The sequence below is a fragment of the Pantoea latae genome, assembly GCF_002077695.1.
In the GTDB taxonomy this organism is placed as follows: Bacteria; Pseudomonadota; Gammaproteobacteria; order Enterobacterales; family Enterobacteriaceae; genus Pantoea; species Pantoea latae.
Map to the genome: position 1 here is coordinate 1 of NZ_MWUE01000024.1, position 14350 is coordinate 14350.

The following is a 14350-nucleotide window of genomic DNA, read 5'->3' on the forward strand; positions in this document are numbered from 1 at the left end:
CGGCACTAGCGCGGCGGTCCCACCTGACCCCATGCCGAACTCAGAAGTGAAACGCCGTAGCGCCGATGGTAGTGTGGGGTCTCCCCATGCGAGAGTAGGGAACTGCCAGGCATCCAAACGAGAAAGCCCTCTGCTGACGCAGAGGGCTTTTTTACGTCTGTGGATCGCCAAAATCTTCCTCTATTTTCTGCGCTACGACCGTTTTCTCCTGCGCTTGCTTCTCTCTGTTCCCTGATTTCCATTTTAAGCTGAAAGATTTTCATAAACTGCATGAAGACTCGACATCATCGGCATGCCAGGGTAAGGTTGGGCATCTGGATGTCTAAACGTATATACGGTTATAAAGAGGAAAGCCGCACATGCCTATCAGGGTTCCCGACGAATTACCGGCAGTAAATTTCTTACGCAATGAGAATGTCTTTGTGATGACCTCATCGCGTGCCAGTGTTCAGGAAATCCGTCCGCTGAAAGTGTTAGTGCTCAACCTGATGCCGAAAAAGATTGAGACGGAAAATCAGTTCCTGCGTCTGCTCTCCAACTCGCCGTTACAAATCGATATTCAGTTGCTGCGCATCGACAGTCGCGAATCGCGCAACACGCCGATGGAGCACCTCAATAATTTCTACTGTAATTTCGATGATATTCAACATGATAACTTTGATGGCCTGATTGTCACCGGCGCGCCGCTGGGCTTGGTGGACTTCAACGATGTCGCCTACTGGCCACAGATCCAGCGCGTGCTGCACTGGGCAAAAGAGCATGTCACCTCGACGCTCTTTGTCTGCTGGGCCGTGCAGGCAGCGCTGAATATACTCTACGGTATTCCCAAACAGACGCGGCAGAACAAGCTGTCGGGCGTCTATGAACACCAGATCCTGCATCCGCACGCGCTGCTGACGCGCGGCTTCGACGATAATTTTCTGGCGCCCCATTCGCGCTATGCCGATTTCCCGACGCAGCTCATCACCGATTACACCGATCTGGAGCTGTTCGCCGAATCGGAGCAGACCGGCGCCTATCTGATGGCCAGCAGAGACAAGCGTCTGGTTTTCGTCACCGGCCATCCGGAATATGACGCGCTGACCCTGTCGGGTGAATATCACCGCGATTACGAAGCGGGCCTGCAGCCAGAAGTACCTTTTAACTACTTCCCGCAGGACAACCCAGAGCTGCCGCCGCGCGCCAGCTGGCGCAGCCACGGCAACCTGCTGTTTTCCAACTGGCTTAACTACTACGTTTACCAGATTACGCCGTTCGATCTGCGCCGTATGAACCCCACGCTGGAGTGATCCCTTAAAAGATCGCCCTCGTTTATCCTCAGGTGACAGCCGCGAATCGTTCGCGGCTTTTTCCCATTTGAAAGTTATGCCAGTATGATGCGCTGGCATTTTAGCCAGCAGATTGAGCTGAATGAGGCAAGAGTGAGCAACCGAATCGAAGCGCTGCATCAGCAGCTCGCGCAACGCATCATGGTGCTGGACGGCGGCATGGGCACCATGATCCAGAGTTATAAACTGGACGAGCAGGATTTCCGCGGCAGCCGTTTCGGCGACTGGCCTTGCGATCTAAAAGGCAATAACGATCTTCTGGTGCTCAGCAAACCTGAGGTGATCCGCGCGATCCATCACGCCTATCTGGAAGCGGGCGCCGATATTCTGGAAACCAACACCTTTAACGCCACCACCATTGCGATGGCGGATTACCAGATGGAAGCGCTGTCGGCGGAGATCAACTTCGAGGCAGCCCGACTGGCGCGCGCCTGCTGCGACGAATGGACGGCGAAAACGCCTGAACGTCCGCGCTACGTCGCTGGCGTGCTCGGCCCGACCAACCGCACCTGCTCGATCTCGCCGGACGTCAACGATCCCGCTTACCGCAACGTCACCTTTAATCAGCTGGTCGCGGCGTATCGCGAATCGACGCGCGCGCTGATCGAAGGCGGCGCGGATCTCATTATGATCGAAACGGTGTTTGATACCCTGAACGCCAAAGCGGCCATTTTTGCAGTGCAGAGCGAGATGGAGGCGCTGGGCGTCAGCCTGCCGCTGATGATCTCCGGCACTATTACCGACGCCTCAGGCCGCACGCTCTCCGGCCAGACCACGGAAGCGTTCTACAACTCGCTGCGCCACGCCGAACCGCTGTCGTTCGGTCTTAACTGTGCGCTCGGCCCGGATGAGCTGCGTCAGTACGTGGCGGAAATGTCGCGCATCGCCGAGTGCTACGTTACCGCACACCCGAACGCCGGCCTGCCTAACGCCTTCGGCGAGTATGACCTCGACGCTGCCGTAATGGCCGAGCAGATTGGCGAATGGGCGCGCGCCGGGTTTCTCAATATTATCGGCGGCTGCTGCGGCACCACGCCGCAGCATATCCGGGCGATGGCGGATATCGTCGCCGGGGTGGCGCCGCGCAAACTGCCTGAGCTGCCGGTCGCCTGCCGTCTCTCCGGGCTTGAGCCGCTTAACATCAGCGGCGACACGCTGTTCGTCAACGTGGGCGAGCGCACCAACGTCACCGGCTCAGCCAAATTTAAACGTCTGATTAAAGAAGAGAAATACAGCGAGGCGCTGGATGTGGCGCTGCAGCAGGTGCAGAGCGGCGCGCAGGTGATCGATATCAATATGGATGAAGGGATGCTCGACGCCGAGGCGGCGATGGTGCGCTTCCTTAACCTGATCGCCGGCGAGCCCGATATCGCGCGCGTGCCCATTATGATCGACTCCTCAAAGTGGGAGGTGATTGAAAAAGGGCTGCAGTGCATCCAGGGCAAAGGCATTGTTAACTCCATCTCGATGAAAGAGGGCGAGGAGACCTTTATCCACCATGCGCGGCTGGTGCGGCGCTACGGCGCGGCGATGGTGGTGATGGCCTTTGACGAAGCGGGCCAGGCGGATACGCGCGCCCGCAAAATCGAGATCTGCCGCCGCGCCTACAGGATCCTCACCGAGCAGGTCGGCTTTCCGCCGGAAGATATTATCTTCGACCCGAATATTTTTGCCGTCGCCACCGGCATCGACGAGCACAACAACTACGCGATGGACTTTATCGGCGCCTGCGAAGATATCAAACGCGAACTGCCCCATGCGATGATCTCCGGCGGCGTCTCTAACGTCTCGTTCTCTTTTCGCGGCAACGATCCGGTGCGCGAAGCGATCCACGCCGTTTTCCTCTATTACGCCATTCGCAACGGCATGGATATGGGCATCGTTAACGCCGGTCAGCTGGCGATTTACGACGATCTGCCCGCCGAGCTGCGCGACGCGGTAGAGGACGTGATCCTTAACCGCCGCGCCGACGGCACCGAGCGTCTGCTGGAACTGGCAGAGAAGTATCGCGCCGCTAAAGGCGACGGCGCAGAGGACAAGCAGCAGGCGGAATGGCGCAGCTGGGACGTCGTTAAGCGCCTTGAATATTCGCTGGTAAAAGGCATTACCGAGTTTATTGAGCAGGACACCGAAGAGGCGCGCCAGGCGTCAGCGCGTCCGATCGAGGTGATTGAAGGTCCGCTGATGGCGGGCATGAACGTGGTAGGCGACCTGTTCGGCGAAGGGAAGATGTTCCTGCCGCAGGTGGTGAAGTCGGCGCGCGTGATGAAACAGGCGGTGGCTTACCTGGAGCCCTATATTCAGGCCAGCAAAGAGGCGGGCCGCAGCAACGGTAAAATCGTGCTGGCGACGGTAAAAGGCGACGTACACGACATCGGCAAAAATATTGTCGGCGTGGTGCTGCAGTGCAATAACTACGAGATTATCGATCTCGGCGTGATGGTGCCGAGCGACAAGATCCTGAAAACCGCCATTGAACAGCAGGCGGATATTATCGGGCTGTCGGGTCTGATCACGCCGTCGCTGGATGAGATGGTCAACGTCGCCAAAGAGATGGAGCGCCAGGGCTTTACGCTGCCGCTGCTGATTGGCGGCGCGACCACCTCGAAGGCGCACACCGCCGTGAAGATCGAGCAGAACTACAGCGGCCCGACGGTGTACGTGCAGAACGCCTCGCGCACCGTGGGCGTGGTGTCGTCGCTGCTGTCGGAGACGCTGAAAGCGGACTTCGTGGCGCGCACGCGTAAAGAGTATGACACCGTGCGCATCCAGCACGCGCGCAAAAAGCCGCGCACGCCGCCGGTTTCGCTCCAGGCCGCGCGCGATAACGCGGTCAGCATCGACTGGGAAAGCTACACGCCGCCAGCGGCGCATCACCTCGGCATCAGCGAGATTTCAGCCAGCATCGACACGCTGCGCCACTACATCGACTGGACGCCGTTCTTTATGACCTGGTCGCTGGCGGGCAAGTATCCGCGCATTCTGGAAGATGAGGTGGTAGGTGAAGAGGCGAAGCGGCTGTTTGCTGACGCCAACGCGATGCTGGACCAGTTGAGCGCGCAAAAATCGCTGACGCCGCGCGGCGTGGTGGGCATTTTCCCGGCCAACCGCGTCGGGGACGATATCGAAGTTTACCGCGACGAGAGCCGCCGCGAGGTGGTTGCTGTCAGCCATCATCTGCGCCAGCAGACGGAGAAAACCGATTTCCCCAACTACTGTCTGAGCGATTATGTCGCGCCGAAAGGGAGCGGCAAAGCGGATTACCTGGGCGCGTTCGCCGTGACCGGCGGCCTTGAAGAGGATGCGCTGGCAGAGGCGTACGACGCGCAGCACGACGACTACAACAAAATCATGGTGAAGGCAGTGGCGGATCGACTGGCCGAAGCCTTCGCCGAGTATCTGCACGAACGGGTGCGTAAAGTGATCTGGGGCTTTGCCGCCCATGAAAACCTGAGCAACGATGAGCTGATCCGCGAAAATTATCAGGGCATTCGTCCCGCGCCAGGCTATCCCGCCTGTCCGGAACACACTGAGAAGGCGGCGATCTGGCAGCTGCTGGATGTGGAGGCGCACACCGGCATGAAGCTCACCGAATCCTTCGCCATGTGGCCGGGCGCATCGGTTTCCGGCTGGTACTTCAGTCATCCCGACAGCCGCTACTTCGCGGTGGCGCAGATCCAGCGCGATCAGGTAGAGGATTACGCGGCGCGGAAAGGTATGGCGGTGAGCGAGGTTGAGCGCTGGCTGGCGCCGAATTTAGGGTATGACGCGGATTAAAACTACGGACGGGTTCGAAAGTTGAAAGCCAGGTGGCGCGGGCCGAACGAGCAAGATTGCGATCGGCATTGACCAGTAATAAAGGCGGCCATCAGGCCGCCTTTTTTCGTTAATTGAAACGCGCGTCGCGATCGGACGTCAGGTCATAAAGCTGATACTTACGTCCCAGCATCTGCCCGCCGTCACGCGTCAGCGGCACCCAGTTCACCTGCGCGCGGCCGCGCGTCGGCGTCACGGTAAAGAGATCCATCGGAATCGACAAATAGAAGCCTTTGGTAAAATCCCCTTCGCCATACTGCTCTGACGACACGTTGGTTTTGGTGGCATAGACGCCGACCATCACGCCGCTGTCAAAGCGCTTCGACACGTCGAGCGTCACGCCCTTGTCCTTCGCCAGATATTGACCGACGCTCGCCTTCACCAGCAGATCCTGCATAAACCACGGGCGCCAGTAGGCGGTCACGTGACCGGTCGGCGCCTTATAGTTGGTGAACTGCATCATGTTGTCCCAGTCGCGCTGGCGCACATAGTTGGCGTCGACGCCAAAGGCCCAGTTGCTGTCGACCGGACGATAAAGCATCTCGCCGCCGACGCCGCCATACATGGTCTCGAGATAACCGCCGTACATCTGGCCGTAAAAGCCGTTGCCGAGGTAGCCCATGTAGTTGGCCTGCAGGTCGTTAACGTAGACGTTGTTCTCGACGTAGTCGCGGATATGGGTGCGCACGCGCGGCAATGTCGAGTCGGCAGGCGCGCCGTTGTAGTTGAACTTGTCGTAGTTATTGACGAGGTTGCCGAACAGGCTGCCGCCCACCAGCAGATGATCGGTAAACCAGTAGTCGAGGTTGCCCATCACGCCGACCTGATACATGTAGAAGCTTTCCGGGCCGCCCACCGACTGGTTCAATACCGGCGACAGGCTGTAGTTGAGCCGCTCTTTACGAATAAAGAAGCCCTGTTCGGTTTCGCCCGCATCCACCGGATTTTCGCGCGTCTGGCGCAGCGGCTGCTCCTGACCGAGCGGATAGCCCTCCAGCTGATTGCGCAGGCTGCTGACGTCGGTGCGCGTGGTTACCTGCGGCATATTAAAGCGCGACTCGGTGACGTCGATGGTCTCAATGCCCGCCGGCAGATTGTTCATCATGATGCGGTTGGCGCGGTCGACCCCTTCGCGCGTATCGCGGTATTTGGTCTGCTCGCCAGAGACATAAATCGTGCTGCCGCGGGTCTGAATGCGCGGCCCGCTCAGCCCGGCGTTGTACTTCAGATCGGTCAGCTGGCTGGCGACCACCGTCGGCTCCAGCATGCGCTCCTGCGGATGGGGCTGATACGCGGGCTTCGCGCTGTCGATATGCGCCTGGCGCAGATCGTTGAAGTTGGTGCGCACCGTCACCCCGAACATAAAGGTATTGCCGCGCTCGTAGCTGGCGTTGATATCGGCCCAGTCGGTCACGCGGTAAATGGCGCCGACGTTCACTTTGCTGCGCTGCTCCAGCCTGCCGGCGAAATCATCCTGATAATCGTTGCCCTCATACTCCAGCTTCAGGCGCAGCGGCTGCCACGGCGTCTGATACTCCACGCCGCCGAACAGCGCCGACGGGCCGTGGAACATCTGCGAGCCGTTGATTGACCCCGCTTCACCGACGCCAGGACGCTGGCAGTAGCTGTCGCTATAGGAACAGAAAGGGTTTTTCACCGTGCCGCTGTTGCCGAGGTAGCCCCAGCCGAGCCCCAGCGTGAAGTCGAACGGCCCCCAGGCCTTGCTCGCCACCAGATATTCGCTATCGAACAGGCCGGTGCCGCCGAGATCGCGCGAGCCGAAAGCGACCTCCGGCAGCCAGTAGCTCTCTTTCAGCAGGCGCAGCTTGAGGTCAAACGCCTTGTCCTTATAGCTCTGATTGCCGCTAAAGCTTTCGACGCCGCTGTAGCGGCGCGTGCGCACGTCGGTATAGCGCACCGTGGTCTCCAGCCAGGGCATCAGCTGCAGCGAGGCGGAATAGTAGCGGTACTGATCGTTGTCGCGGAAGTTGAGGCTGAACTCGCCTTCGCGCGCCATGCGCGCGGTCGGCACCTGCAGCAGGCCGACGCCGCCGAAGTCAGACTGCGACGGACCCACCGGATCGGCAAAGGTATCGGCCTGCGCCTGACAGGCGGCGGCCACGGAGACAGCCAGCAGGCTGAAAAGAAGTCGTTTATTCATCACTCTGGCACCCGGTGAGTCAGAACAGAAATCATGCGCTGGTTCAAATCGTCATACGCGTCAGGCAGGCTCCAGGCGGAGAAGCCGAGCCAGATCACGCTGCCGGGCGCGACCTCGACGTGACGATGGTTCCAGTAGGCCACCGGCACGCGCTGCGTCTCGCCAGAGGGAGCGATCACCGTGGCGTAGCTGTTCTCCGCGCCGGACAGACGCGGGTGCTGCGCCAGATAGCCGCGCACCGTCTGGCCGGGCTGCCAGCTGACTTTGCCTGCGCCGCTCAGCGCGCCCATCAGCCATACGCTGTCGGAAGGCGGCGTCAGCCAGAGGTCGTAGCGGCCTTCCAGACGACGATTGGCCTCGGGATGCAGGCGGATCGCGTCGGGATCGAGCGAGACGAACTGACGGCCAGCGACCCTGACGGCGCTGAGCTGACGCAGCACCTCGCCGATGGCGGTGGCGCGATCGCCGCTGCTCTGCGCCTGCCAGGCGCGCAGATCGGCCAGCGTCTTCTGCTGTTGCTGCTGCGCGGCCGGGCTGGCGTTGCGCGCCGCGATGACCGCGCCGGGCCACCAGACGGTGTCGAGCAGCGCAGGCTGCGTCGTCAGCTGCGCCAGATTCTGTACGTTATCGAGCGTGGCGCTGCCCTGCGCGGCGTGCACCGTAACCTGGCCCGCCGCCCACGCGGCGCTGCTGCCAGCCAGCATCAGCCCGGCCAGCAAAGAGAGTGTTGTTTTCATGATTTCGCCGGCTTCAGAAGGGTGGTGGCAACAGGGAAGTCGTCCGCAGCCAGCATCTGGCGCGCCTGCACCACGTCGCCGCTGCCGTTATCGATCCAGAAGGTATTTTCCCACGCGCGGCCGGTCGCCTCGATGCGTGCCTGCTCAGTCCAGACGCGACAGGCGACACGGCGGCCCGCCAGCGTCAGCACCTCGTCGGTGCCGCGCGTAAAGCGCGAGCTGACCGTGGCGGCGCGCGTCGCGCCGTGTTCGGTCCACTGCACGATGCGCGTCCAGCCGGCGCCGTCGCGCAGATGCAGCGCGTCCGCCAGGGGATCCTGCGGCAGGTTGCTCACGGCCTGCAGGTTATCGGGCAGGCCCAGGGTTTTAATCAGGCGCCCGTGTTGAGTCACCAGCATGGCGTTATCCTGGGTGATCCACTTTTGTCGGCCATTTTCGTTATAGCCGAGCACAACGAAAATCTGCGGGCCGTCATTAATGCGGGCGTAGAGGCTGGCGTAGGGCAGATCGGCGATCTGCTGGCTGGTTTTCGTCACGTCATCGGGGCCAGACACCGCCATCATGACGGTCTGTTCCAGCCCTTTTTGCGTTTGCGTGCAGGCCTGCAGCAGCAGGCAAGCCAGCAACAAAGGAAGTTGGCGCACTGTGTGTCCCTGTAAAAGATGCCGAAGCAAAAAATAACCACACGGCTGTGTGGTTATGTTTAAAGGTGCTACATCAACGAGTGGTGCTCGTTGTGGTCGTGGTTGTTGTACCGGTATTCGCGCCGTCACCACCGCCAGAAGCGGCGATACCGACACCGACTAAGGCGCCGAGCGCGCCGATACCAACAGCGGTCGAGGTGCCAGCGGAGATTGCTCCCGCCTGCGCGCCCGCTGCGGCACCCGCTTCTTCCGGAGCGGCAAAAGCCACGGAATGCGCTGCGACGTATAGTACGGCTGCTCCGGCAACCATGATTTTTTTCATACAACGTGTCCTGCATTGAGTGAATGAAGGATGTACCCGTTTCGGGCGCGTTCAGTATAGGGCAACAAATTACCAGAGTTCAGCGCGGGAAAAAGCGGGTGAAAAGAGGCGGTTATTTTGGCTAAAAAGAGGGCTAAACAGCGATAAACCCTTTTTCATTCGGAAGATTTAAGGTGTGGCGAAATTTATCGCTGCCCTGAAATTCATTGCAAAGCGTTTTACGCTTTTTTATTAATAACTGGTACGGAAAAGCGATTATCAGAATTAGCCTGGCGGGCTGAAAATAAAATAGCGTTAAAAAACAGAGGCAAAAGAGAAAGGGAAGGGCAGATAAGGTCCAGTTTAAACGCGAGGGCAGCGCTATTCCCGCGCGCAGCTTAAGAGCAATCTCAGGGTAATTTAAGAATTATCCCGTCGTCTCTGCGCATATTATCAGCGCTTTTGCGTTGTGAAGCGTGAAAAAAGGCGGCCATGAGGCCGCCCTGAGACAATCGCGGCGTGATTAACGCCAGGATTTATAGCGATTAATTAAGCCATTAGTGGAGCTGTCGTGGCTGTTAATCTGCGCGCTGTTTTCCAGCTCCGGCAGAATACGGTTCGCCAGCTGCTTGCCTAACTCCACGCCCCACTGATCGAAGGTGAAGATATTCAGGATGGCGCCCTGGGTGAAGATCTTGTGCTCGTAGAGCGCAATCAGCGCGCCGAGGCTGTACGGCGTGATCTCGCGCAGCAGGATTGAGTTGGTCGGACGATTGCCTTCAAACACCTTGAACGGCACGATATGCGCCACCGACTCGGCGGATTTGCCGGCATCGGTAAACTCTTTCTCTACCACGTCGCGCGACTTGCCGAACGCCAGTGCTTCGGTCTGGGCGAAGAAGTTCGAGAGCAGCTTCTGGTGGTGATCCGCCAGCGTGTTATGGGTGATGGCCGGCGCGATAAAGTCGCAGGGTACCAGCTTGGTGCCCTGGTGGATCAGCTGATAGAACGCATGCTGGCCGTTGGTGCCCGGCTCGCCCCAGATGATCGGGCCGGTCTGGTAATCCACCGGATTGCCGTCGCGATCGACGTACTTGCCGTTGGATTCCATATTGCCCTGCTGGAAGTAGGCCGCAAAGCGGTGCATGTACTGATCGTAGGGCAGGATCGCTTCGGTCTCGGCGCCGAAGAAGTTGTTGTACCAGATGCCGATCAGCGCCAGCAGCACCGGCAGGTTCTGCTCGGCGGGCGTGGTGGAGAAGTGCTGATCCATCGCGTGCGCGCCGCTCAGCAGCTGCTCGAAGTTGTCGAAGCCGATAGAGAGGATAATCGACAGGCCGATAGCTGACCAGAGCGAATAGCGGCCGCCGACCCAGTCCCAGAACTCGAACATATTGGCGGTATCGATGCCGAAGTCGCCCACCGCTTTCGCATTGGTGGAGAGCGCGGCAAAGTGCTTCGCCACGTGCTGCTGATCGCCAGCGGTTTTCAGGAACCAGTCGCGCGCGCTGTGGGCGTTGGTCATGGTTTCCTGAGTGGTGAAGGTTTTCGACGCCACCAGGAACAGCGTGGTTTCCGGGCTGAGATCTTTCAGCGTCTCTGCGATATGCGTGCCGTCCACGTTAGAGACGAAGTGCATATTCAGGTGGTTTTTATAGGGGCGCAGCGCCTCAGTCACCATAAACGGACCGAGATCCGAGCCGCCGATGCCGATATTCACCACGTCGGTGATCGCTTTGCCGGTGTAGCCTTTCCACTCGCCGCCGATGATGCGCTCGGAGAAGTGCTTCATCTTCTCCAGCACCGCGTTCACTTCCGGCATCACATCTTTGCCGTCGACCAGAATCGGCGTGTTGCTGCGGTTGCGCAGCGCGACGTGCAGCACGGCGCGATCTTCGGTGCGGTTGATCTTCTCGCCAGAGAACATCGATTTAATCGCGCCGCTCAGATCGGTCTCTTTTGCCAGCGCCTGCAGCTTGTCGAGCGTCTCCTGGGTGATGCGGTTTTTGGAGAAATCCACCAGCATCTGATCGTCGAAGGTGGCGGAGAAGCGGGTAAAACGGTCGGCGTCCTGGGCGAACAGCTCGGCGATGGTCACCGATTTCATCTGTTCAAAATGCTGTTGCAGCGCTTTCCAGGCTGCGGTTTGCGTCGGATTGATATTTTTCATGGCAACACTCTTGTTGATTTAAAAACCGTCATTCCATCGTGGGCAATCACACCCGTATAGCGTTTCAGTATGACAACTGTGTTCACTGAAAGGAAAAATTTTGTCGCGGCCGCCGCGCGCGCCGCGCGGCGGCCGGGATCGCGCGGGTGCGATTTTCAGATTAGGCGACGCCTATTGTGCCGCGAACGCCCTCGCTGAACCTTGTGCCGCATCAGCATAAACCGACGCGCGCGGCCTCATTTAACGCTGCGGGCGCAGCAAATTACCGACAGACGTAGACAGCAACCTTATGACCCGGTATTTTTATGCGGCTACTTGCGCACCCGTGCGCAAGCCAGAAGAGGCGCGTCGCCCAGGCAGTGTGTTGGAGGAACCGTATCCGGGGATAACACATCAGGGGGAGCGACGCCGAGGTGGTCAACACACGGCGTGTTGCCTGTCGGCTGCAGGGGCTGAATCCCCTGGGTTGTCACCAGAGGCGTCCACAGTCGGTCGCTTCGCAAGGTGAAGTGCTTCTGGGTGACTCGTCTCCTGATCTTGTCTGCCCAATTCTGCTCTTCCCTTGTGCCAAGGCTGATACCATATCTCCCGTCCCTACACGCGGGAGAAGATAACCTGACACGAGGTCGTACATGTCTCAAACTCTGATCGTGGCGAAATTTGGCGGCACCAGCGTTGCCGATTTCGATGCTATGAACCGCAGCGCCGATGTGGTGCTGGCCAATGCCAACACGCGTCTGGTGGTGCTCTCCGCTTCGGCGGGCGTGACTAACCTGCTGGTCTCGCTGGCGGAAGGCCAGGAGCAGGCGCAGCGCGCATACCTGCTGGACGAAATTCGCCGCATTCAGTATGCGATCGTCGAACGTCTGCAAAATCCCGCCGTTATCCGTGATGAAATCGACCGCATGATCGAAAACATCACCATGCTTTCCGACGCCGCCTCGCTGGCAACCTCTAATGCCCTGACCGACGAGCTGGTCAGCCACGGCGAACTGATGTCGACGCTGCTGTTCGTAGAAATTCTGCGCGAGCGTCAGGTCGACGCGGAGTGGTTCGACGTGCGTAAAGTGATGCGCACTAACGACCGGTTCGGCCGCGCCGAGCCGGAGATCGCCACGCTGGCCGAGCAGGCCGCCGCGCTGCTGACGCCGCGTCTGGCGCAGTCGCTGGTGATCACCCAGGGCTTTATCGGCAGCGAGCAGAAGGGTCGCACCACCACGCTGGGACGCGGCGGCAGCGACTATACCGCGGCGCTGCTGGGCGAGGCGCTGCAGGCGGCGCGCGTCGACATCTGGACCGACGTCGCCGGCATCTACACCACCGATCCGCGCGTGGTGCCGTCCGCTAAGCGTATTGACGACATCACCTTCGAAGAGGCGACCGAAATGGCGATCTTCGGCGCCAAGGTGCTGCATCCGGCAACGCTGCTGCCGGCGGTGCGCAGCGATATTCCGGTGTTTGTCGGCTCAAGCAAAGATCCCGCCGCGGGCGGCACGCGCGTGCATCGCGAAACCGCCAACCCGCCGCTGTTCCGCGCGCTGGCGCTGCGTCGTCGCCAGACGCTGCTGACGCTGCACAGCCTGAATATGCTGCATTCGCGCGGCTTCCTCGTTGAAGTTTTCACCATCCTGGCGCGCCATAATATCTCCGTGGATCTGATCACCACCTCGGAAGTGAGCGTGGCGCTGACGCTCGACACCACCGGCTCTACCTCCACTGGCGACAGCCTGCTGACCCAGGCCCTGCTGACAGAGCTGTCGTCGCTCTGCCGCGTGGAAGTCGAGGAGAACCTGGCGCTGGTGGCGATCATCGGCAACAACCTTTCCCGCGCGCGCGGCGTCGGCAAAGAGGTGTTCGGCACGCTTGAGCCGTTTAACCTGCGTCTTATCTGCTACGGCGCCAGCAGCTACAACCTCTGCTTCCTTGTGCCGGGCGAAGATGCGGAAAGCGTGGTGCGCGCGCTGCATAAAAACCTGTTTGAATAAGGATCCGCTCAGCCGGATCGGATCCGGCTGGTGCGATCCACCGCTTTTTAGCGCTAAAACCAGCGTATTTCCGACGCGCTTTGGCGGATCGGCAGCAGTCGATCCGCATTTTCCCCCCATGCCCCGACTCAGCCTTACGCCTCGATAACGAAATGTTATGATCCCGCTCCGCTGGCGCACCGTTCCTGCGTCGCGTTTCTCTGTGGCAAGACCGCGCAAAAAACACAACATTCAAAGAAGGAAGTCTGGCTATGCTCGCCAAATTAACCCGCCTGTTCCCGCTGTGGGCCGTGCTGCTCTCGGTCGCCGCCTACTATTCGCCCGGCACCTTTCTCGCTATCGGGCCCTGGGTCAGCTGGCTGCTGATGCTGATTATGTTCGGCATGGGGGTCACGCTGAATATTGATGATTTCAAACGTGTGCTGGTGCGCCCGGCGCCGGTGATCGCCGGCACCTTCCTGCACTATCTGGTGATGCCGCTCGCCGCCTGGGCGCTGGCGAAGCTGTTTCATATGCCGCCGGATCTCTCCGCCGGTATGATCCTGGTGGGCAGCGTGGCCAGCGGCACCGCGTCGAACGTGATGATCTATCTGGCGAAGGGCGACGTTGCGCTGTCGGTGACCATCTCCTCGGTCTCCGCGCTGGTGGGCGTGGTCGCCACGCCGCTGCTGACGCGCTTCTATGTCGATACCCATATCCAGGTGGATGTGGTGGGGATGCTGCTCAGCATCGTGAAGATCGTGGTGATCCCGATTAGCCTGGGGCTGATCGTCCACCACAGCCTCAACGGTGTGGTGCGCCGCGTAGAGCCTTATCTGCCGGCGTTTTCTATGCTCTGCATTCTGCTGATCATCAGCGCGGTAGTGGCGGGCAGCCAGGGCTTTATCGGCTCGGTCGGACTGGTGGTGATCGCCGCGGTGATTCTGCATAACGCTATCGGCCTGCTGGGCGGCTACTGGGGCGGCAAGCTGTTCGGTTTCGACGAGTCCACCTGCCGCACGCTGGCGCTGGAAGTGGGGATGCAGAACTCGGGTCTGGCGGCGACGCTGGGCAAGCTCTACTTCTCGCCGCTGGCCGCGCTGCCGGGCGCGCTCTTTTCGGTGTGGCACAACCTGTCTGGTTCGCTGCTGGCGGGCTACTGGTCCGGCAAGCCGATCGACAAGACGCCGATCGACAAGAAGTAACGAGACGGGGGCCGCGCGCCCCCG

The 14350-nt window shown here is 60.0% G+C and carries 9 protein-coding genes, 1 rRNA gene and 1 riboswitch; of the genes, 5 read left to right on the forward strand and 5 right to left on the reverse strand.

The window, feature by feature from the left end; all coding sequences use genetic code 11:
* From rrf to metH, 3 genes are all read left to right on the forward strand, one after another.
* A 5S ribosomal RNA gene (gene rrf, locus B2J69_RS15870) occupies positions 1–111 on the forward strand; the annotation flags it as partial.
* Between the two features lie 248 nt (positions 112–359).
* Positions 360–1289 (forward strand): homoserine O-acetyltransferase MetA, encoded by a 930-nt coding sequence (gene metA / locus B2J69_RS15875; protein ID WP_081140621.1) that lies wholly within the window; start codon positions 360–362, stop codon positions 1287–1289.
* Between the two features lie 87 nt (positions 1290–1376).
* Positions 1377–5105 carry a methionine synthase gene (gene metH / locus B2J69_RS15880; protein WP_407944750.1) on the forward strand — a complete coding sequence of 1243 codons (3729 nt, stop codon included), beginning with the start codon at positions 1377–1379 and terminating at the stop codon, positions 5103–5105.
* 109 nt (positions 5106–5214) lie between these two features.
* Here metH and B2J69_RS15885 read toward each other — a convergent pair whose 3' ends face one another.
* The 5 genes from B2J69_RS15885 to pgi form a co-directional block, all read right to left on the reverse strand.
* Positions 5215–7305: a YjbH domain-containing protein gene (locus tag B2J69_RS15885; RefSeq protein WP_081140623.1), complete on the reverse strand. Its 2091-nt coding sequence runs from the start codon at positions 7303–7305 to the stop codon at positions 5215–5217.
* On the reverse strand, positions 7305–8042 hold the full coding sequence (locus B2J69_RS15890; RefSeq protein ID WP_081140624.1) for a capsule biosynthesis GfcC family protein: 738 nt from the start codon (positions 8040–8042) through the stop codon (positions 7305–7307). Before B2J69_RS15890 ends, B2J69_RS15885 begins: the two co-directional genes overlap by 1 nt.
* Positions 8039–8686, reverse strand: coding sequence for a YjbF family lipoprotein (locus tag B2J69_RS15895; RefSeq protein WP_081140625.1), 648 nt, complete (start codon positions 8684–8686; stop codon positions 8039–8041). Before B2J69_RS15895 ends, B2J69_RS15890 begins: the two co-directional genes overlap by 4 nt.
* 73 nt (positions 8687–8759) lie before the next feature.
* Positions 8760–9008, reverse strand: a complete 249-nt coding sequence (gene yjbE / locus B2J69_RS15900; RefSeq protein ID WP_033749135.1) for an exopolysaccharide production protein YjbE — start codon at positions 9006–9008, stop codon at positions 8760–8762.
* 502 nt (positions 9009–9510) lie between these two features.
* Positions 9511–11157: a glucose-6-phosphate isomerase gene (gene pgi / locus B2J69_RS15905; RefSeq protein ID WP_081140626.1), complete on the reverse strand. Its 1647-nt coding sequence runs from the start codon at positions 11155–11157 to the stop codon at positions 9511–9513.
* Positions 11158–11487: 330 nt separating this feature from the next.
* A riboswitch (Lysine riboswitch) is annotated at positions 11488–11680 on the forward strand.
* 109 nt (positions 11681–11789) lie between these two features.
* Here pgi and lysC point away from each other — a divergent pair.
* Positions 11790–13142, forward strand: coding sequence for a lysine-sensitive aspartokinase 3 (gene lysC / locus B2J69_RS15910; RefSeq protein ID WP_081140627.1), 1353 nt, complete (start codon positions 11790–11792; stop codon positions 13140–13142).
* Positions 13143–13393: 251 nt separating this feature from the next.
* Positions 13394–14326 carry a ketopantoate/pantoate/pantothenate transporter PanS gene (panS, locus tag B2J69_RS15915; RefSeq protein ID WP_081140628.1) on the forward strand — a complete coding sequence of 311 codons (933 nt, stop codon included), beginning with the start codon at positions 13394–13396 and terminating at the stop codon, positions 14324–14326.
* Positions 14327–14350: the final 24 nt, after the last annotated feature.